Genomic DNA, 19383 nt, shown 5'->3' on the forward strand with positions numbered 1-19383 from the left:
AATAGGAAAAAAAGTATTGACATTTGTAAGCGATTGCAATAAAATTAACTTAACTTAAACGTTTAAGCTGAGTTGAAAAAATATTAATATACGAGGTGGTATCATGAAAAAATGTCTATATTTTTTGACTATTGCAGCACTTTCTCTAAATCTGGTTGCCTGCACTCAAGCTTCCCAAGAAGTAAATTCGACTAATTCAGTTGTTTCTGAAGTTTCAACCTACAAAGTTACTTACTATGATAGTGATGGCACAACAGTTTTAAAAACTGAGCAAGTAAAATCAACAGGAGATATACTAAAATACACTCCTACAAAGGAGGGAAAAACCTTTGTTGGATGGTATGTAAAACCAGATTTTTCACGAAAATTTACTGAGAGTAGTCATCTTACTAGTGATTTATCCTTATACGCTGGTTTCTCAGCTTATAAAGAAGATACTCGGAGTTTTATTGTTGTAGGAAATGGAAGTAGTGAGATTCTTAAAGAATCAAATTGGGGGGCAAACGTAAGTGATAAGCATAAACTCGTAAAAGAGGAAAGTAACGAAAGCAATATTTATTCGATTACAATGAATTTAGAAGAAGGCGACGAATTTCAATTTGCAATAAATAGTAGTTGGGAAAATCAAAGAGGGTTTGGATATTTGGAGACAATTGAGAAAGATGGTGTAACTTATTTTGAAAATTCTGGGGGTCTTGGTGAAACTTCAAGCAAACGGTCGAATATTAAGATTGCAAAATCAGGAACATATACATTTACTTTAATTACACATCCTGCTGAAGATACTTATGACACTGAAAATTCCGAATATACAGAAGCAAAGAAAGAATCCTTTAATATAAATAATTTTGATACGATTGCTTGGACGTATGAAAACTAGTAAGTTTAAAAAATGAATTAGATTATCTAACCGTTTGTGAAATTTAAAAAAAGCGAGTTTTTTCAACAAGATAAAAAATTTGTTGAAAAACTCGCTGACACAGGAGTGAAGGAATTTTTAAGGGAGAAAATTGTTTCATAAATAGTTAGAGTTAGTACAATAAAAAAACAAAATGGTGGTGCTTCATATGTCTGAGGAGGGACTTGAAAATGAGTAAGTATTAGCGTGTAATCTCGAGAAATAGCTACTCTAACTTTCTAAACAACAATGTTATGATTATTGATTTCAATACGCTGTGAAGCCCACTCGATAGCTTGAAAAATTTTTTCAAATTTTTCAACTGAGAAACCTGAGATGTACAATTTGTTGTAAGAGTTCGAGATTAATTGTTCCAAGATTGAATCAATAATTAAAACATTTTTGTAATCAAAGCTATCTAGTTCTTCCACTGATTTAACGTATTTAATTGAAGAAAATGTATTTTGGATTAATTCTTTTCTTTTGCTATCATTTATTGGCAGAGATACAAAAGTAAAAGTAGTCTCTCCAAAATATTTTATAGCCTGTTTTTTTAGTTTATGAAAATCTGAATTTATTTGAAAAAACACAGGATCATCAATAAAACTATCAATGGCAATTAGTGGCGCGAAATTGGCATTCCCGATTTTATAGAAATCTTCCTTAGCCACGTCAAGAGTTAATATTACATCAGCTAAATCTATTTTTTCAATGTAATGTTCACTAAGACACATTAAATGGTAATTTTTATTATGTAAAAAGTTCGTTAATTTATTGATGAAATGAAGTTGCTCGGCTTTTTGCAAATAGGACTCGGCTTCCTTGTAGTGAAGGGCAACAATTTGCGATTTTTGAGTTACAAGCGACTTTGCGGCTTGGTTAGGAGTATAGTCCAATAAATTAATAATTTGTAGAACTTTATTACGCGTTTCAGGACTGATTTTTTGGTCTTCACGATTGTTGATAATGTAGGAAACAGTAGCAACGGAGACCCCGGCCTCACGTGCAACGTCTTTCATGGTAATCTTTTTCATAGGATTGTTATATAAAAAAAAAAACAAAAAGTCAACTTAAAAATAATGTAGGAGATATAAGTGATGAATGAAGCAGGAATTTTGCATATTCCAGATTCAAGATATTGTTTTGCAATAAATCAAAATGAAGTTGTAATTAGGATACGAACGGCCAAAGAGGATAGAGACACACATATCTATCTTGTATATGGAAAAAAATATGATTATCATTTCGACAGGAAGGAGTTAAGAGTTCCACTTCGTTATGAGGATAATACATTTGCATATTTTGAAATAAATTTAAAAGTTAAGGATACAAGATTAGCATATATCTTTAGACTAGAAAAAAATACACAAAGTTATTTTTTCAGTGAAGATGGGTTAACTGAGCATTATCATTTTGATACTGGTTTTTATAATTTTTTTCAAATGCCATACATTAATCAAATTGATATTTTTCCTACAGTTGACTGGTTGAAGGAGAGTACTTTCTATCAAATTTTTATTGATCGATTTGCTAAAGGTGATAACTTAAAAGACCAGTCATACATTGATATGTCTTGGGGGGAGCTGCCAACACCTAAAAGTTTTGCTGGTGGAGATTTGAGAGGAATTATTAATCAATTGGATTATCTTTTAGATTTGGGTATTAATGCTTTGTATTTAACTCCTATTTTTAAATCACCCACCAATCATAAGTATGATATTGAAAATTATTATGAGATTGATGAACAATTTGGGACTTTAGCAGATTTAAAAGAACTTGTTAGTAAGTGTCATCAGCGAGGTATAAGAGTTGTTCTGGATGCTGTTTTTAATCATTGCAGTATGAATTCAAAAGAATTTATTGATGTAATCAACAAAGGTAAGGATTCTCCGTATTATGATTGGTTTATGATTGATGGTGATTTCCCTGATATTGAAAAGGTTAATTATGAATGTTTTGCTTCGTGCTACTATATGCCAAAATGGAACACCTCGAATGCAGAAGTTAGAAAACATTTGATAGATATTGGACTGTACTGGATTAAAGAAGCAAATATTGATGGATGGCGATTGGATGTATCTGATGAGGTTTCTCATCAATTTTGGAGACAATTTAGATTGGCAATCAAAGATGTGAAGCAAGATTGTGTTTTAATTGGTGAAAATTGGCATGATGCATATCCGTATTTAATGGGAGATCAATATGATAGTATAATGAACTATGCTTTTACAAAAGCAAGTTTAGATTGTTTTGCATTTGACCGATTTAAGGCTAAAGATTTAGTGGAACGACTGAATCATATTTTGATGAGGAATCAAACACAGGTGAACCAAATGAACTTAAATCTATTGGATTCCCATGATACACATCGAATCTTTACACAGGTTGGAAATTCAAAAGATAAAGTATTAGCTGCTTTGGCTTTAATGTTTATTTTTCCTGGTGTTCCATGTATCTATTATGGAACAGAAATATGTTTGGAAGGAGGATATGATCCCGATTCACGTAGGACCTTTAATTGGAACACAGCGGAATGGGATAACGAATTTTTAAACAATATTAAAGCAATCATATCTATAAGAAAAAATACCTCAATCCAGAATGGTGATATATCGATTCTGAATAAAGGAGAATTGGTTCATGTGGAGCGTAAGTGGCAAGAAAAGAGTGTGCATTTACTCTTAAATTTGGATGAAAAAAAACAGGAAATTTTCTTTGAAGGTACTCCTCTTGTAGCTAGGGGATTAGATAGTGATGGATTCTTGTCACGATATGGGTATATTTTTTATGAATTTTAGGTGAAAAAAATGAAACTCAAAACACTTTATGCTATATCTGTAACTGCAATTACAAGCTTATTTTTAGCTAGTGTTAGTCCACCGATTATTTCTAATAAGAATCAATCAACGAACGACAGTATGATATTTACTGGAAATCTTGAAAATGGGGCTATAATTAAAGTTCTTGAAAACAATACAGCAATTTCAAAGGGATATTTTGCTGAACTTATTGCAGCGTTTAATGAAATGTATGCTGATGAAAATATTATAGCAGTAGATGCAAATATAGATCAGTATGTTGATTTGGCTAATGATGGTCCTTATGGTTATGGACCGGATGTTCTGTATCAGGCTAATGATGTCATTATGAAATATGCAGAAGATAAACATATTTATCCCCTCCCAATAAAAGAATTGGATGCTTATGAAACAACTTCTTCAATGGCATGGAAAGCATTTGAATATCATTTAGATGGAACAACATATACTCTAGGTATACCTGTAAATGTTCAGACACCAATGCTGTATTATCGCAAAGATTTACTACCAGTCGATTGGGAAAGTAAGTGGGATGACAATAAAAATCAAATCCCAGACATGGTTGAAACTTGGTCAAGTTTACTGAGATTTTCACAAGAACGTCATGCTGCCGATTCTTCTAAATATGGCTATATGAAATCCTTGTATGATTCATATTTTTCAAGCGGTTTCTTGTTTTCTTATGGTGCATATATTTTTGGAAATGATAATTTAGATACAAATGATATTGGATTTGCATCAGGGGATGCGGAAAAAGGTGCAAAAGTTATACAGCAATTGGCTTCAGCTATGAATGAAGAAAGTATTGATGATACGATAACTACAAGTGCATATAGTAAGCTTGCAGATGGGACTTTTTTTGCAACAATGTCGACACCAGATGTTTATTCAACCTTTCTAGATGAATTGATTCAATATTATGAACACCAAGGGATGTCTACAATTGAGGCAGAGACTTTAGCAAGTGAGAATCTGGTAATGGTTAATTTACCTCAACTACCTAAAAGTGGTGATCTAACGGATGTGAATTCGGAGTTGATTGATACAAAAACAATGGGAGGAGTGAATGGTTATGCAATTAGTGCTTATACTCCTTGTCCAAATGCAAGTCTTGCCTTCGTAAATTTTGCTACAAACTATGAAAATATTTTGAAACGATATGAAATGTTGGGTATTGTGCCTACCAGATCAGATGTAATAAAGGAAATCGGCGGAATTTCAGAAGCAGTGTATGGAGAGCTCGAAAATAATAATATTGTATTAATGCCATCAAATTCGGCTGTATCACAAATTTGGACCCCTACTCAAACATTTTTTGCTGATATTACTAAAGATGTTTTTCGCGCAGAATCAGAGAAAAAATTTAGAACCAATCAAGATCTTAAACAAGGACTTGAAAAAGTGACTCAGCAAATTAGTGATGCCATTCATACACTAGAATAGGAGAAAATATGTTTAAGCATGGAAAAATAGATTTGAGAAAAGCATCTGTCGAAGCTAAAACATCTTTATTTTGCATGGGTTTTGGCCAATTTCTTCTCGGTCAAAAATTTAAAGGAATACTATTTTTTGGAATTGAATTATTATTCTTAAGTTATTTATTCTTTAGAGGATTCAGAGATATAATAGGATTCTTTACACTTGGAACACAAAAAGCAGACACATGGTTTGGAATAGAAGGTGACAATTCGATTATCATGTTACTCATGGGAATTTTGGGTTTCATAATATTTTCACTAGCTATATATTTGTATGTTATTAATATCAAAGATGCATTATATGTTGATCAATTAATACGTGAAGGAAAAAAGATTCCATCGTTCCGTGAGGAGATAAAAATTTCAATTGATAGAAACTTTCCAGCTTTTGTCCTATTTTTTCCAGTTTTAGGAATTATGGTGTTTAGTGTCCTTCCAATTATTTTTATGATATTAATTGCCTTTACGAATTATGGTGGAAAAATAGTTCCTCCAGAATTAGTAAGCTGGATTGGACTAAAAAATTTTGTAAAAATAGTCTCTTTGACTCAATTTGCTCCAACTTTTTTTAAAATCTTAAGCTGGAATATTTTGTGGGCTGTTCTGTCAACAGGTTTAAACTTTTTTGGTGGTTTATCCTTAGCATTACTTTTTTCAAATAAACGTGTCAAATGGAAAGTGGTTTGGAGAGCTTTTCCTATTTTGGCTTATGCTATACCTGGTTTTATTAGCTTGTTGGCATTTAAATTCATGTTTTCTTATGGTGGTCCAATCAATCAACTTTTGCAAAACCAGGGGTTTCAAGCAATAGGCTTTCTTGATGTTGATGCCAAGTGGTCAGCTCGTATCATCGGCCTTTTGGTAAACGCTTGGATTGGAGTACCATCCATTATGCTATTAGCAACCGGTTTGTTATCCAATCGAGACGCATCACTTTATGAAGCAGCAGAAATTGATGGGGCAAGTAAGTGGGCACAATTTACAAGAATTACTTTTCCCTATATATTGACAGCGACAACGCCAGTCCTTATCGGTCAGTTTGTCGGTAATTTCAATAATTTTGGGATCTTTTATTTCCTAAGAGGTGGATTATATTTAGATGATTATTTTCTAGCAAGTGATACAGATTTACTTATTAATTGGTTATACAATCTTTCAATTGATAATAATTATTATAGTATAGGGGCTACTATTAGTCTAATAATCTTCTTATTAACTTCTGTTATTTCACTTTCTGTCTACGTTCGAACATCTTCTTATAAGGAAGGAGGTAGATTTTTATGAGAAAATGGTCTCACTTTTTACAAAGCACAGGGATATATTGCATACTTATTTTGGTAAGTTTTATCTTTCTCTTTCCCTGTATTTGGTTGGTATTAGCCTCATTTTCTCAATCAGGCACTATTTATTCATTTGATGGCTTTTTTCCAACATCTTATAGTTTAAAAAGTTTTTAAACTTTGTTTACAGATACAGATCTATATAACTACCCGAGATGGTTCTTAAATACGTTGTTTATTGCAAGTATGAGCTGTATACTGGGAACATTTTTAGTCATATTAACAGCATACGCAATGTCTCGTTTTTATTTTAATGGAAAGAATGCATTAATGAAGACAACAATGGTACTAGGTATGTTTCCGTCATTTATGGGGATGATTGCTGTTTATTTGCTGATGACTCAATTTAACCTAATTAATCAATTGTGGGGATTGGTATTAATATATAGTGCAGCAGCTCCAATGGGTTATTTAACCCAAAAAGGTTTTTTTGATACCATTTCTTATAGCATTGATGAAGCAGCCCGAATGGATGGAGCTACGAGTTTTCAAATTTTTTTGCATATCCACTTGCCGTTGTCTAGGCCGATTATTACATATACAGCGTTAACCAATTTTGCATGGCCATGGAGTGACTTCATATTACCAAAATTATTATTGAAGGAAAAAAATCTTTATACCGTTGCTGTTGGCTTGATGAATTTAGATGAGACAGAGTTTGCACGTTTTGCAGCAGGAAGTATATTTATTGCGGTTCCAATTATAGTGTTATATTTCTTGCTAATAAAAAATATGGTCAATGGTTTGACCGCTGGAGCAGTAAAATAAGAGGTGAATAATGAAGAAATTTTAAAAAATAATTGATTGATTATTGTGTGTTTCATCAATAAATAAACGAATGAAGCCTACGCGAAGAAGGCTTCATTTTTTGTGATTGGTTGTAATAAGCGATGACAGACGGTTACCAGTGTAATTTTTGCTAAATCTGGAAGAATAAATGGAAGGACAGTCCAAGCAATGGTGTCAGACCAAGTAGCACCAGATACTATTTTAAAAATAAGTACTCCAGGTAAAAAGCATGCTACAGATCCAAATAAACAAGCTAGGAATACAATTACAGAGGATGAATTTGCCCTGGTAGCTATTGAGGTTAATCCTGCAAAAAGTAGGAAGCCCCAGAGGAATCCAGCTGTTGGACCCACCAGTGCAGCAAATCCACCAGAAAAACCAGCAAAAACAGGAAAACCAATAGCACCAAGTACTAGATATAACCCAACGCTAGCAAGGGCATCTTTAGGTTTGTAAAGACAAGCAACCAAGCCAACAGCTAATGTCTGGAGAGTAAATGGAACTGGGCCAATAGATAAGCTAATTTGCGAAAGTGCAGCAATCAAAGCTGTTCCGATAGCGATATAAACAAGTGATTTTGTTGATGTTTCGGTCATTTTGTTATCCCCTTTATTTTTTATGGTTAACAAAATTATAGTGAGAATCTATAAGAAAGTCAATGAAGTTTCATCGGCTGTAACAGTTTTATAGGTAATTTTTATAGCACTTGATAAGAAAATTATATAAATAACAAGCATATAATACGAAGGAATATTGGAATTTACTGTGCTACAATTGTAAAAAAAGAAAGCGAGATTCCTTATGACAGAATTACTTGATATTTATCGTACCCTAAAGTCAAAAAAGTGGGTTGATCTTACTCATCAGATTGATGAATCAAGTCCACATTTTCCGGCACTGCCAGCTTTAGAAAAAAGACCTATTTTTACTCATAAAGACGGATTCTTTGTTCAGCAATTTACAGTTGTCGGACAATATGGAACGCACATTGATGCTCCAGTTCATTTTGTTGAAGGTGCCCGTTATCTTGATGAAATTGATTTGAAAGATTTTCTACTCCCTCTTTTTGTCATTGATAAGTCGGATGCGGTGGCAGCTAATCATGATTATGAGATTACAAAACAAGATATTTTAGATTTTGAGGCTGTCTATGGCCCTATTGCACCAGATTCATTCGTTGCTTTTCGTTCCGACTGGTCAAAACGTTGGCCAAGCCAAGATGCAATTCGAAACTTAGATGAGCAGGGTATTCAACACACACCAGGTTGGAGTCACGAAGCTTTGGAATATCTGATTGAAGAGCGTCATGTGAAAGCAGTGGGCCATGAAACATTAGATACGGACTCAGGTGCTTTAGCTGCAAAAAATAATGGAAATCTAGTGGAGGAATACTACCTCTTGTCCAAAGATATTTACCAATTGGAAGTACTCACTAACCTTGATCAGGTGCCGGCCTCAGGTGCCTTGATTTCAATTGCCTTTCCACATTGGGAGAAAGCATCTGGGTCACCAGTGCGTGCTGTAGCTATTTTACCTTAAGAAAAAATCCAGACACGGATCAAATCTTCCTTGTCTGGATTTTTTTGTCTTAACGCATGGTAACAAATTCTTCTGATCCTGTAGGGTGAATTGCAACAACAGCATCAAAATCTTCTTTTGTAGCCCCCATTTTGATAGCTACTGCAAACCCTTGAATCATTTCATCAACACCATATCCGATACCATGTAAACCAACAACCTGCTCGTTTTCTCCAGCGGTTACTAATTTGAATTTCGCCATTTGTCGATGATTTTCTAGGGCAGTGTACATAGAGGTAAAGGCTGATGTATAAACTTTTACATTATCTTTTCCGTATTGAGAAATTGCTTCGTCTTCAGTTAGACCAACTGTTCCGATTGCTGGATGAGAAAAGACAACGGTTGGAATAGTATTGTAATCCATCTTAGCAGTTGGTTTATTATTAAACAGACGTTCTGCCAGAAGGCGACCGGCCTTGATGGCTACAGGTGTCAATTCTTTTTCACCAGTTACATCACCGAGGGCATAAATGCCGGAAATACCAGTCTCCTGAAATTCATTGACTGCAATATGGCCAGATGGAGTGAGTTGAACACCGGTTGCTTCAAGATTGAGCTTATCTACATTTGGTTTACGACCGATAGCCCAGAGAACTTGCTGAGCAACATGGCTACTACCGTCTTCAAAATGAATTTGGATGTGACCATCCTGTGTTTTTTCAAGTCTAATTGGTGTTTTTCCAGTATGGAGGGGGAGATTTGTCCGTTTCATTTCATCCATTAATGCCTCGACAATATAGATATCAAAACTCCGAAGCGGTCGGTTTCCTCGAACAAAGAGGTCTGTTTGAACACCTAGTCCATGAAGGAGTCCAGCCATTTCAACCGCAATGTAACCAGCTCCTAATACCGCTACTGAAGATGGTAATTCTTCCCAAGCGAATACATCATCGGAAACAATTCCTAGCTCACTACCAGGGATAGATGGCACTGCAGGTTTGGCACCAGTAGCAATGACAATGTGTTTGGCACGAATCAGTTCACCGTTTACTTCTACGGTTTGATGGTCAATGAAATGGGCAAAGCCTTGGATGACTTCGACTCCGTTATTGTTAAAGGTGTTTCTATAGGAAGCGCGTGAACGTTCAATATAGGCCTCACGATTTTTTCGTAAGGTAGAAAAATCAAAGGTGACTTCTTGACTAGTAAAGCCATATTCTGGGCCATAGTCTTGAATGGCCTCTGCTATTTGAGATCCGTACCACATAATCTTTTTAGGGACACAGCCAAGATTGACACAGGTACCTCCTAGGTAACCAGCCTCAATGACTGCAGCCTTGGCACCATACATTGCAGCACGGTTCATTGTTGCAATACCTCCGCTACCTCCACCAATAGAAATAATATCGAATTCTTTCATGAATATCCTCCCAACTCAATTGATTTCTACATTCATTGTAACGTTTTTGTGAGTGTCAATCAAAAATCCGCTACGGATTTCTTACAAAAGTGTAAGTGGGCATATCTTCAATTTTTTTGTAAAATTATTAAGAAAACACTTGCATAAATTGATGTATTTGTGTATTATAGTTTTAACACAAAATAAGTATGTTTTTCGCAAACTAAAAGGAGAGATCTATGTTAAAGTCAAAAAAGGCTAAAATTGCTTTATTTTCTGGATTGGGTGTTGCAGCAGTTGCACTTGTTGGAGGAGCATTATTGTTCTCAGGTGTCATGGGTGGATCGACAGTTAGTGAGGAAACGATGCCTACAAGTCTTAGTTATCAAGTCGTTCAAGAGGGTTCAATTGCTTCATCTACCCTATTGACTGGTGTGGTTTCAGCAGCTGAGGAACAATATGTTTATTACGATCCTTCTAAGGGTGACATTAGTGAGATTCTAGTTGAGCCAGGTAGCCAAGTTGAGGCAGGAACAGCCCTTCTTCGTTACGATAGTACAGAACTACAATCTGCTCTTGATACAGCAGTTCGTGCACGAGATAAGGTTGGGCGTCAAATTGATGAGTTACAACAGAATTATCAAACTGTAACCGTTCCAGCTGATGCTACAACAGGCGAAGACACTCAGTCAACTTCCCAACAATCATATGATTCACAGCTAGCTGATCTTAACGATGCCTATGCCGATGCACAGGCGGCTGTTGATAAAGCTTACACAGCCGTTTTAGAGGCGACTGTAACCAGTACAGTTTCAGGAACCGTTGTGGAAGTGAATAAATCTGTTTCTAAAAATGCAACAGGTAGTCAAACAGTCATTCACATCGTGAACCAAACTAGCCTAGAAGTAAAAGGCAACTTAACTGAGTATGATTTGGCAAATATCGCTACTGATCAAGCAGTCAAATTGACTACAAAAGTATATCCAGACCAAACTTGGGATGGGAAAATCTCCTATATTTCAAATTATCCTGCGACAGACCAAGAAGCTAGTGCTGTTGCCGGTGCAACAAGCGGAACTAGTGCAAAATATCCTTTCAAGGTTGCTCTTACGAGTGAAGTTGGGGATTTGAAACAAGGGTTCACTGTGAATATTGAAGTAGTGAATACAAGCAAAAATATATTAGTTCCTGTGACAGCAGTTGTTTATGAGGAAGATAAGACATTTGTTTGGACAATTGTAGATGGGAAGGCTAAAAAAGTAGAAGTTACTTTAGGAAATGCTGATGCTACTAATCAGGAAGTGAAGACAGGATTGGCAGTTGGAGATCATGTCATTTCATACCCAACATTGGACTTAGAAGATGGAAAAGAGGTAGAAGCCTATGAAGAACCAGCTAATTAAGCTGACTAATATCAATAAGTCCTATAGAAATGGTGATCAAGAACTTCGAGTCCTTAAAGATATTGACTTAGAGGTAGAAGAAGGTGAATTTCTAGCGATTATGGGACCATCGGGCTCTGGTAAATCCACTTTAATGAACATAATAGGTTTATTAGATCGCTCTAGTTCAGGTAATTATTGGTTGGAGGGGGAGGAAGTTAGTCAGTTATCTGAGAAAAAATTAGCTTCAGTTCGAAATGATCAAATCGGCTTTGTCTTTCAACAATTCTTCTTGTTGTCTAAATTAAATGCATTACAAAATGTTGAATTGCCGTTGATATATGCAGGTGTTCCCTCAGCAAAACGAAAAAAATTAGCCAAGCAATACCTGGAGAAGGTCGAATTGGCAGAACGTATGACCCACTTACCGTCTGAATTATCAGGTGGTCAAAAACAGCGGGTAGCTATTGCGCGTGCCTTAGTAAATACTCCTGCGATTATTCTTGCTGATGAGCCAACAGGTGCTTTGGATACGAAGACCGGTCAGCAGATTATGGAATTATTAATAGAACTCAATAATGAAGGTAAGACGATCATTATGGTAACTCATGAACCTGAAATCGCTGCATATGCGAAACGAACAATTGTTTTACGAGATGGTGTCATTACTGAAGATAGACGTAGAGAGGAGATTTAAATGGAAAATTGGAAATTTGCCTTAAAATCAATCCTCGCACATAAAATGCGTTCTTTACTGACCATGTTGGGGATTATTATTGGTGTGGCGGCCGTGGTTATCATCGTTGCCTTGGGATCTGGTATGAGTAAGAGTATTGAAAAAGCTCTTGCTGGAGACCAAAACAATGTACAGGTCTACTTTTCCCCAATTTTTGGAGAAGAGGAAGTCAATAGTGGTGGCTTTTTCTATACAACTGGTGGTGAAATGTCAATGGAAGAAGAACCTGATTTGACAGATGCGATGCTTCAGGGCTTATTAGAAATTGATGGGATTAGTAATTACTATATTAGTTTTTCAAATACTGCTGAAGTATCTGCAGGGAGTAAGAAAGCTGATAATGTCTTTATTAATGGTGTTAGTCAATCCTATTTTGATGTGAAAGAATTAGAGATATTAGCTGGTAGAAAGTTTATGCCAAATGATTATTCTCGATATTCGCGCATTATGATGTTAGATGTCAATTTAGCTGAAAAACTTTTTGGTAGTATGGATGCAGCCCTTAACCAGACAGTTAGTGTGAATCAAAACGTTTACCTTGTCGTTGGTGTCTATAAAGATCCACAAGCTGGCTCAGCCCTTTACGGAATGAACTCTGGTGGGAATGCCATCATGACCAACACTCAATTGGCTACGGAAATGGGAGTAAATGAGAATAGCGGTCTCTATGTTCACGTAGATGATGTTAGTCGTGCAGGGGAAGTTGGTCAAGCAGCAGCAGATTATTTAACGAAAGTTACTGGCTTGAAAGAAGCAAGATATGACATTTATGATATGTCAGCTATGCTGGATTCCTTTAGAAGTGAGATGGCTGGTGTCACAATGTTTATTGGTGCAGTTGCAGGGATCTCTTTGCTTGTTGGTGGTATTGGTGTCATGAATATTATGTTGGTTTCTGTCACTGAGCGAACTCGTGAAATTGGTCTCCGAAAAGCACTAGGAGCAACCCGAGGAAATATTCTCTTGCAATTCTTGATTGAAGCGATGGTGCTGACTACTCTGGGGGGAGCGATCGGCTTAGCTATTGCCCAAACTATCGTGTTTATTCTCAACGCTACAAAGGTGATGGGGGAAAATATGACGGCAGAAATCTCCATACCAGTTGTACTTGGTAGCCTGGCCTTTTCTGCAATTGTTGGTATAGTATTCGGGGTATTACCAGCCAATAAAGCTTCGAAACTTGATCCGATTGAAGCTCTGCGTTATGAGTAATACAACAGGAACGATTAGGTTATCCTAGTCGTTTTTCTTTTTTGAGCAAATCAATTGACTATATCACTAATTAGAGATAAAATAAACGCATCAATTAAGAAAATAATGAGTTCAAAGGAGAACACATCATGATAGAATTAGGTATTTCAACATTTGGCGAAACAACTCCATTAGAAAAAACTGGCGAGACTTACAGCCATGACGAGCGGATACGTCAACTTGTTAAAGAGATTGAGCTAGCCGATGCGGTGGGGCTTGATGTTTATGGAATTGGGGAGCATCACCGCGAAGATTTTGCGGTTTCTGCACCTGAGATTGTGCTGGCAGCTGGTGCCGTCAATACCAAGCATATCAAACTAACATCAGCAGTTTCAATCCTTTCCTCCATGGACCCTGTAAGGCTCTATCAGCAGTATACCACCATTGATGCTTTGTCAAATGGCAGAGCGGAAATCATGGCGGGTCGTGGTTCCTTTACGGAGTCATTCCCCTTGTTTGGCTATGATCTCCACGACTATGAAGAACTCTTCGATGAAAAGCTAGATATGCTTCTGGAAATCGACAAGGAAACCAATCTCAAGTGGGATGGGCATTTTACACAGTCAGTCGATAATAAGCCAGTCTATCCACGTCCTGTTCAGGAAGATTTTCCAATCTGGGTCGCAACTGGGGGCAATGTAGAATCCACCATCAAGATTGCTAAGAAAGGCCTGCCTATTGTGTATGCAGTCATTGGTGCAGGTGCCCATCGCTTTAAACCTTTGGCAGATGCCTATCGTAAGGTAGCCCGCAACTCAGGTCATGATCCAAAGAAAACGAAAGTTGCAGCCCATTCTTGGGGTTGGATAGCTGATGACCATGACAAGGCAGTAGAAGATTATTTCCATCCTACTAAAGTTGTGACCAATAATATTGCAAAAGACCGTCCACATTGGAGCGAGATGACCAAGGCGCAATATCTCTACTCCCTTACAGATGAGGGAGCGACCATCGTCGGAGATCCAACACATGTTGCAGCTAAAATCATTAAGACCATTGAAACACTTGACCTGGACCGTTTCTTCCTCCATCTCCCAATCGGATCTATGCCACATGAGGATGTCCTCCATGCCATCGAACTCTATGGAACAGAAGTTGCGCCAATCGTTCGAGATTATTTTGCTAAGAAGGAAGAGAATCGGTCCCAAGACTGATGAGATAAAAAGGAGGGACGATATAATAGCCTCACTTCTCTAAAGTGGAGTCAACATCTCAGCGCAGTGGTTGATTGGCTTTAACAGTCCAGTGGACTGTTAAAGGTTGGAGATAAGATTTGCGAAGCAAATTTCAACAATTCGTGTTTTACACTCCACATCTTCCTCTACGTCTGAAGCGAACGGTGTTCGCTTTATTTCCAACCTCCAACAGTCACTACTCTGACTTAACGACTGATGCGAACTTTGTTCGCTATATCTCCAACCTCTAAAGGTTCCCCGAACCTTTAGAGCTATGCGGGGGTGGGACTAAAATAGTCTAGTGGAGTGAAACAGTTCGGGGAACTGTTTCAGCTGGTCACCTGAAAATAAGAAAGTGACCATAGAGGCTCGAACTACTGTTTGGAAGTGAGGGGAACTCTCTATGATTATTTGAGTTCTGTCCCACTCCCAATCCTAAATATTTTTCATAATCTCCTTAAAAGCTTGGTCAGTTGGCTAGGCTTTTTTTGCATGCAAAAACACTCTCGGAATTGCCAAGAGTGTTTTACATATCTGTGTTAAACAGTTTGTTATTTTTACTTCATCATCGGGAGTGACAAGGTCTGGTAGGCCATTTCAGCCAATCTCCTTCCTATTTCATGGTAGGGAATAGGAGCACATCTCGAATAGTAGTAGTATCTGTCAAGAGCATGCAGAGTCGGTCGATACCGATTCCGAGGCCACCTGTTGGTGGCATACCGTACTCAAGAGCTTCGATGTAGTCGTAGTCAACGCCTGTCGCTTCGTCATCACCGAGTTCCTTAGCTTTAGCTTGGGCTTCAAAGCGTTCCAATTGGTCAATTGGGTCGTTCAATTCGGTAAAGGCGTTTCCGTATTCTTTGGTCATGATAAAGAGCTCGAAGCGATCCGTAAAGCGTGGGTCTTCATCGTTTTTCTTAGCCAAAGGGGAAACAGCTACTGGATGGCCGTAGACAAAGGTTGGTTGGATTAATGTTTCTTCTACGAATTCTTCAAAGAAGCTGTTGATAATTTGTCCAACTTCTGTGTGGTGTTTTTCTACAGGAACCTTGTGTTCATTTGCCAAGGCGATAGCTTCTTCTAAGCTCATTTCCTGCCAGAAGTCCACACCAGTTTGTTCCTTAATTGCATCGACCATATGGATACGCTTGAATGGTTCGTGGATAGCAATTTCAGTTCCTTGATAGGTAACAGGACCGTCGCCAACAACTGCCTTAGCAGTATGTTGGATAATGCCCTCGGTCAAGTCCATAATGTCTTGGTAGTCAGCGTAGGCTTGGTAAACCTCGATAGAAGTGAATTCAGGGTTGTGGGTCGCATCCATTCCTTCATTACGGAAGATACGGCCAATTTCATAAACGCGTTCCATACCACCGACAATCAAGCGTTTGAGGTGAAGTTCCGTCGCGATACGAAGTACCATATCAATGTTTTGGGCATTGTGGTGGGTGATGAATGGACGAGCCGCGGCACCACCAGCTTCATTGTGAAGGACAGGTGTTTCAACTTCCAAGAAACCAAGTCCATCAAGGTAACGACGGATTTCTGAAATGATTTTTGAACGTGTTACAAAGCGTTCAAAACTTTCGCGATTGGTAATTAAGTCTAAATACCGTTTGCGGTAGCGAGTTTCAACGTCAGTCAAACCATGGAATTTTTCTGGCAATGGGCGGAGCGCTTTAGACAAGTGAGTTAATTTACGAGCATGAATGGTCAATTCACCAACATTGGTCTTCATGACATCGCCTTCGACACCAACAAAGTCCCCAAGGTCTGCTTTTTTGAAGATTTCATAGTTTTCTTCGCCAACGTCATCTTTACGAACGTAAATTTGAATTTGTCCTTCGCGGTCTTGGATATGAGCAAAACCTGCTTTACCCTTACCGCGTTTAGTCATAATACGACCTGCAATGGTTGCAGTTTGAGCCAATTCTTCCAACTCTTCTTTTTCTTTATCTTCATATTGTGCTTTCAATTCAGCAGAGTTAGTAGAACGTTCAAAACGTTTACCGAATGGGTCAATACCCTGTTCAGCCAATGCCGTCATTTTTTCACGACGGACAATCTGTTGGTCATTTAGTTCTTCAAAATGTTCAGTTGACATAAAAAATTCATTCCTCCAAAGTCTGTTCCTTCTATTTTATCATAGAAGAGGTAAAAAATCAGCATAAATTACGAGTAGAATGGGAAAAACAGCAGAAAAATCTACTGTTTTTCTTGATAACTAGTGTCATTCCAAATCAGTTCGGTAAAGTTTTCAAAATCATCTGTCTCTAAAATGGTTACAGATGCATTGTCTAAACCTCCTCGATGGCGTAAGAGCGCTGGTGGATAGCCTAACAGGGTTCGGATTGAGGCTGTTAGAATAGCTCCGTGGCTTACGACAAGTATCGTTTGATCTGTCTCGTGAATAGATTCTTTCAAAGTAGTGATGAAGCGTGAAGTAGCCTGTGAAACAGTCTCTCCTTCGAACATATCTGCTCGGAAGATGGCCACATTCTGTTTAAATGCATGGTACTGCTTGGGATAGATATCGCGGAAAAGTCCAATTTTTGTTCCTTCCAATCGACCAAAATTCCATTCTCGAAAACCAGCTTTTGTTTCTACTGATTTACAGTAATGGTTCAGGTCAGCAATTCGCTCGGCTGTGATATGGGCTCTTTGTAAATCACTAGAGTAAATCTTGTCAAAAGGAACCGTAGCTAAATATTCCCCAAGTGATTCTAAATCAAGGAAAGATTCCTCCAAAAGCTTGGAATCTCCAGAGTAACCTTGAAAGCGTCCCTCAAGATTCCACTCGGTTTTACCGTGACGGACAAAATAGATTTTCACTCGTTCTTCCCTTCAATAATATCTGCAAAATTAGCTTTCACGAAATCAGCTAATACTTGACTGTCAATTCGAATTGACCGACCAACTTCACCAGCTGAAACAATCATCTTGCCTTTTTCGAGTGCAGATTGATCGATATAGATTGGAAAATTGTGTTTTTGACGAATGCCCACGGGGTTGTTGGCGCCATGTATGTAGCCTGTTGTTTTTTCCAATTCTTTTTGAGGGATCATACTGACTTTTTTATTGCCAGAAATTTTAGCCAGTTTCTTTTCAGATAGGTGCTCAGTGATTGGGACAATTCCAATAACCGGCCCAGTTTTATCTCCAGTCAGTGCTAGGGTTTTATAAATATCGTTTTCTTCAATACCTTGTGGAAGTTGACCTTCAAGAGCATTTAAAACAAGGCTATCATGATCGATCTTAGCCTTGTCTAAAATTTGGTCAACTAAGGTTTTCTTTATTTTGACCTTTTTTGCCATTATTTATATTTTTCCTCTAATTTGCTCATCCAAAGTCCCAACCATACTCCCAGGACAAATAGAACAAGGGCAGCAATCCATGTAATAAAGTTAGCTCCAGCATAAGAGATGGATTCTTTGTTGCTAGCCTGTGGAATCAAAATTAAGAGAGTAGATGATGAGACGATACCAATTATAAAGTGATAAACTCGTGAGTGGTAGACTTTAAGGGCATGATCCATTGCTTTTGAGAAGGCAACCATTGCAAGGACTCCACCAATTGCGATAGGTAGGAAAGTTCCAAATAGATCAAGTGATTTGAATCCGTTGAGCATTGGTGTATAAATTCCTAAAATCAAAAGCAAGTTTGAAGGACTGAGTCCGGGAACAAGTACGCCTAATGCAATCAAGGCGCCTGCCAATACAAAACTTGCGAAGTTTGCAGGAAGTGTTCCGACAAGATCACTCAAGTTGTAGAGTAAGAGTCCAGAAATGATGAAGGTACCAATCAACCAAGCCAAATCAATACGATCCCGTTTGCTTTTCTGAGTGGATTCTTTTAGTAAGCTAGGAATTGTACCAACAATTGCACCTGCAAATGCCCATAAAACAGGAACTTGAAAATGTTGTAAGAGGTATTCAACAGGGAAAGAGAAGAGGGCAATTCCCAAGATTCCACCGATTCCTACAGGAACAAAGTAGAGAAAGTTTTCTTTGAAATCTTTTCGAATATTTGCTAAAAAGCCTATTAATCGTTCGTAAATCCCGAGGATCGCAGCTAGTACGCCCCCAGAAACACCTGGTAAGATAAAGCCAAGGGCAATAATCATACCTTTAATTATTCTTGATATCCAAGAAGTCATGTTGTCCTCCAAAATGTATTTATAATGTTCTCATTATAGCATAAAACCAGTAAAAATCATTAAAAATAATGCCTGATAGAGGAATCTAACAGGCATTATCTATTAACCACGAAAGAAATTTGGTCTTGCTTTATAGAGGAGAATCAGTAAAATGCAAGCAATTGCTGTTGAAGGAAGTATATAGCTGATATTGTAGGTAAAGGAATAAATCCAAACGGGTTTGTCAGCAGGAGCGTAGTCAGCATAGAAAATAATTCCAGACAAATAGGTAGCTAATAATCGAATGCTTCCTCCGAGTAGGCTAGCTAGGCTGATAAATAGACTGGCTTGAGACACGGGAGTTTGACAGTTTGAATGACACAAAAGTGCTCTAATCGTTGATATAGCGCTATTTTTTTGTCAAATTTTTGTATATATTTCTTGCGTACTTTCTCGTACTGTA

At 37.5% G+C, this 19383-nt stretch carries 18 protein-coding genes; 10 read left to right on the forward strand and 8 right to left on the reverse strand.

Annotated elements, in window-relative coordinates; translation table 11 throughout:
- Positions 1-103 precede the first annotated feature (103 nt).
- Positions 104-880 carry an InlB B-repeat-containing protein gene (locus K6V43_RS05575; protein WP_222382142.1) on the forward strand — a complete coding sequence of 259 codons (777 nt, stop codon included), beginning with the start codon at positions 104-106 and terminating at the stop codon, positions 878-880.
- Positions 881-1137: 257 nt separating this feature from the next.
- On the opposite strand, the gene K6V43_RS05580 is transcribed toward K6V43_RS05575, so the two are convergent.
- Positions 1138-1932: a LacI family DNA-binding transcriptional regulator gene (locus tag K6V43_RS05580; protein WP_172019183.1), complete on the reverse strand. Its 795-nt coding sequence runs from the start codon at positions 1930-1932 to the stop codon at positions 1138-1140.
- Positions 1933-1995: 63 nt separating this feature from the next.
- On the opposite strand from K6V43_RS05580, the gene K6V43_RS05585 reads away from it, so the two are divergent.
- The 4 genes from K6V43_RS05585 to K6V43_RS11495 all read left to right on the forward strand — a co-directional run bounded on the left by K6V43_RS05585 (position 1996) and on the right by K6V43_RS11495 (position 7303).
- The gene (locus K6V43_RS05585) at positions 1996-3696 is read left to right on the forward strand and encodes a glycoside hydrolase family 13 protein (protein WP_222382143.1); all 1701 of its coding nucleotides are present in this window, start codon (positions 1996-1998) and stop codon (positions 3694-3696) included.
- Between the two features lie 9 nt (positions 3697-3705).
- Positions 3706-5160 (forward strand): extracellular solute-binding protein, encoded by a 1455-nt coding sequence (locus K6V43_RS05590; RefSeq protein WP_222382144.1) that lies wholly within the window; start codon positions 3706-3708, stop codon positions 5158-5160.
- A gap of 8 nt (positions 5161-5168) precedes the next feature.
- Positions 5169-6479: a carbohydrate ABC transporter permease gene (locus K6V43_RS05595; protein WP_222382145.1), complete on the forward strand. Its 1311-nt coding sequence runs from the start codon at positions 5169-5171 to the stop codon at positions 6477-6479.
- A 290-nt stretch (positions 6480-6769) separates the two neighbouring features.
- On the forward strand, positions 6770-7303 hold the full coding sequence (locus K6V43_RS11495) for an ABC transporter permease subunit (RefSeq protein ID WP_261311785.1): 534 nt from the start codon (positions 6770-6772) through the stop codon (positions 7301-7303).
- Positions 7304-7380: 77 nt separating this feature from the next.
- Here the strand turns inward: K6V43_RS11495 and K6V43_RS05605 are convergent, their stop codons facing one another.
- On the reverse strand, positions 7381-7920 hold the full coding sequence (locus tag K6V43_RS05605; protein WP_222382146.1) for a biotin transporter BioY: 540 nt from the start codon (positions 7918-7920) through the stop codon (positions 7381-7383).
- A gap of 205 nt (positions 7921-8125) precedes the next feature.
- Here K6V43_RS05605 and K6V43_RS05610 point away from each other — a divergent pair, with 205 nt between their 5' ends.
- The gene (locus K6V43_RS05610; protein WP_222382147.1) at positions 8126-8863 is read left to right on the forward strand and encodes a cyclase family protein; all 738 of its coding nucleotides are present in this window, start codon (positions 8126-8128) and stop codon (positions 8861-8863) included.
- A gap of 49 nt (positions 8864-8912) precedes the next feature.
- Here the strand turns inward: K6V43_RS05610 and gorA are convergent, their stop codons facing one another.
- Positions 8913-10262: a glutathione-disulfide reductase gene (gene gorA / locus K6V43_RS05615; RefSeq protein WP_024404440.1), complete on the reverse strand. Its 1350-nt coding sequence runs from the start codon at positions 10260-10262 to the stop codon at positions 8913-8915.
- 218 nt (positions 10263-10480) lie between these two features.
- Between gorA and K6V43_RS05620 the strand changes: the two genes are divergently transcribed.
- The 4 genes from K6V43_RS05620 (at position 10481) to K6V43_RS05635 (ending at position 14764) form a co-directional block, all read left to right on the forward strand.
- The gene (locus K6V43_RS05620) at positions 10481-11644 is read left to right on the forward strand and encodes an efflux RND transporter periplasmic adaptor subunit (RefSeq protein ID WP_222382148.1); all 1164 of its coding nucleotides are present in this window, start codon (positions 10481-10483) and stop codon (positions 11642-11644) included.
- Complete coding sequence (locus tag K6V43_RS05625) at positions 11625-12320, forward strand: ABC transporter ATP-binding protein (RefSeq protein WP_024396781.1); 696 nt, start codon at positions 11625-11627, stop codon at positions 12318-12320. Before K6V43_RS05620 ends, K6V43_RS05625 begins: the two co-directional genes overlap by 20 nt.
- On the forward strand, positions 12321-13571 hold the full coding sequence (locus tag K6V43_RS05630) for an ABC transporter permease (protein ID WP_222382149.1): 1251 nt from the start codon (positions 12321-12323) through the stop codon (positions 13569-13571). It abuts the gene before it with no gap.
- A 128-nt stretch (positions 13572-13699) separates the two neighbouring features.
- Positions 13700-14764, forward strand: a complete 1065-nt coding sequence (locus K6V43_RS05635; RefSeq protein ID WP_222382150.1) for an LLM class flavin-dependent oxidoreductase — start codon at positions 13700-13702, stop codon at positions 14762-14764.
- A 634-nt stretch (positions 14765-15398) separates the two neighbouring features.
- On the opposite strand, the gene lysS is transcribed toward K6V43_RS05635, so the two are convergent.
- The 5 genes from lysS to K6V43_RS05660 all read right to left on the reverse strand — a co-directional run bounded on the left by lysS (position 15399) and on the right by K6V43_RS05660 (position 19277).
- The gene (gene lysS, locus K6V43_RS05640) at positions 15399-16889 is read right to left on the reverse strand and encodes a lysine--tRNA ligase (protein WP_024391212.1); all 1491 of its coding nucleotides are present in this window, start codon (positions 16887-16889) and stop codon (positions 15399-15401) included.
- A gap of 101 nt (positions 16890-16990) precedes the next feature.
- Positions 16991-17617 carry a histidine phosphatase family protein gene (locus tag K6V43_RS05645; RefSeq protein WP_222382151.1) on the reverse strand — a complete coding sequence of 209 codons (627 nt, stop codon included), beginning with the start codon at positions 17615-17617 and terminating at the stop codon, positions 16991-16993.
- Complete coding sequence (locus K6V43_RS05650) at positions 17614-18099, reverse strand: aminoacyl-tRNA deacylase (RefSeq protein ID WP_222382152.1); 486 nt, start codon at positions 18097-18099, stop codon at positions 17614-17616. The genes K6V43_RS05645 and K6V43_RS05650 overlap by 4 nt, the downstream gene beginning before the upstream one ends.
- The gene (locus K6V43_RS05655) at positions 18099-18941 is read right to left on the reverse strand and encodes a DUF368 domain-containing protein (protein ID WP_172055391.1); all 843 of its coding nucleotides are present in this window, start codon (positions 18939-18941) and stop codon (positions 18099-18101) included. Before K6V43_RS05655 ends, K6V43_RS05650 begins: the two co-directional genes overlap by 1 nt.
- A 102-nt stretch (positions 18942-19043) precedes the next feature.
- Complete coding sequence (locus K6V43_RS05660) at positions 19044-19277, reverse strand: energy-coupled thiamine transporter ThiT (protein ID WP_337250528.1); 234 nt, start codon at positions 19275-19277, stop codon at positions 19044-19046.
- Positions 19278-19383 lie beyond the last annotated feature (106 nt).

The sequence above is a fragment of the Streptococcus suis genome (genome assembly GCF_019794615.1).
Taxonomy (GTDB): Bacteria; Bacillota; Bacilli; order Lactobacillales; family Streptococcaceae; genus Streptococcus; species Streptococcus suis_AI.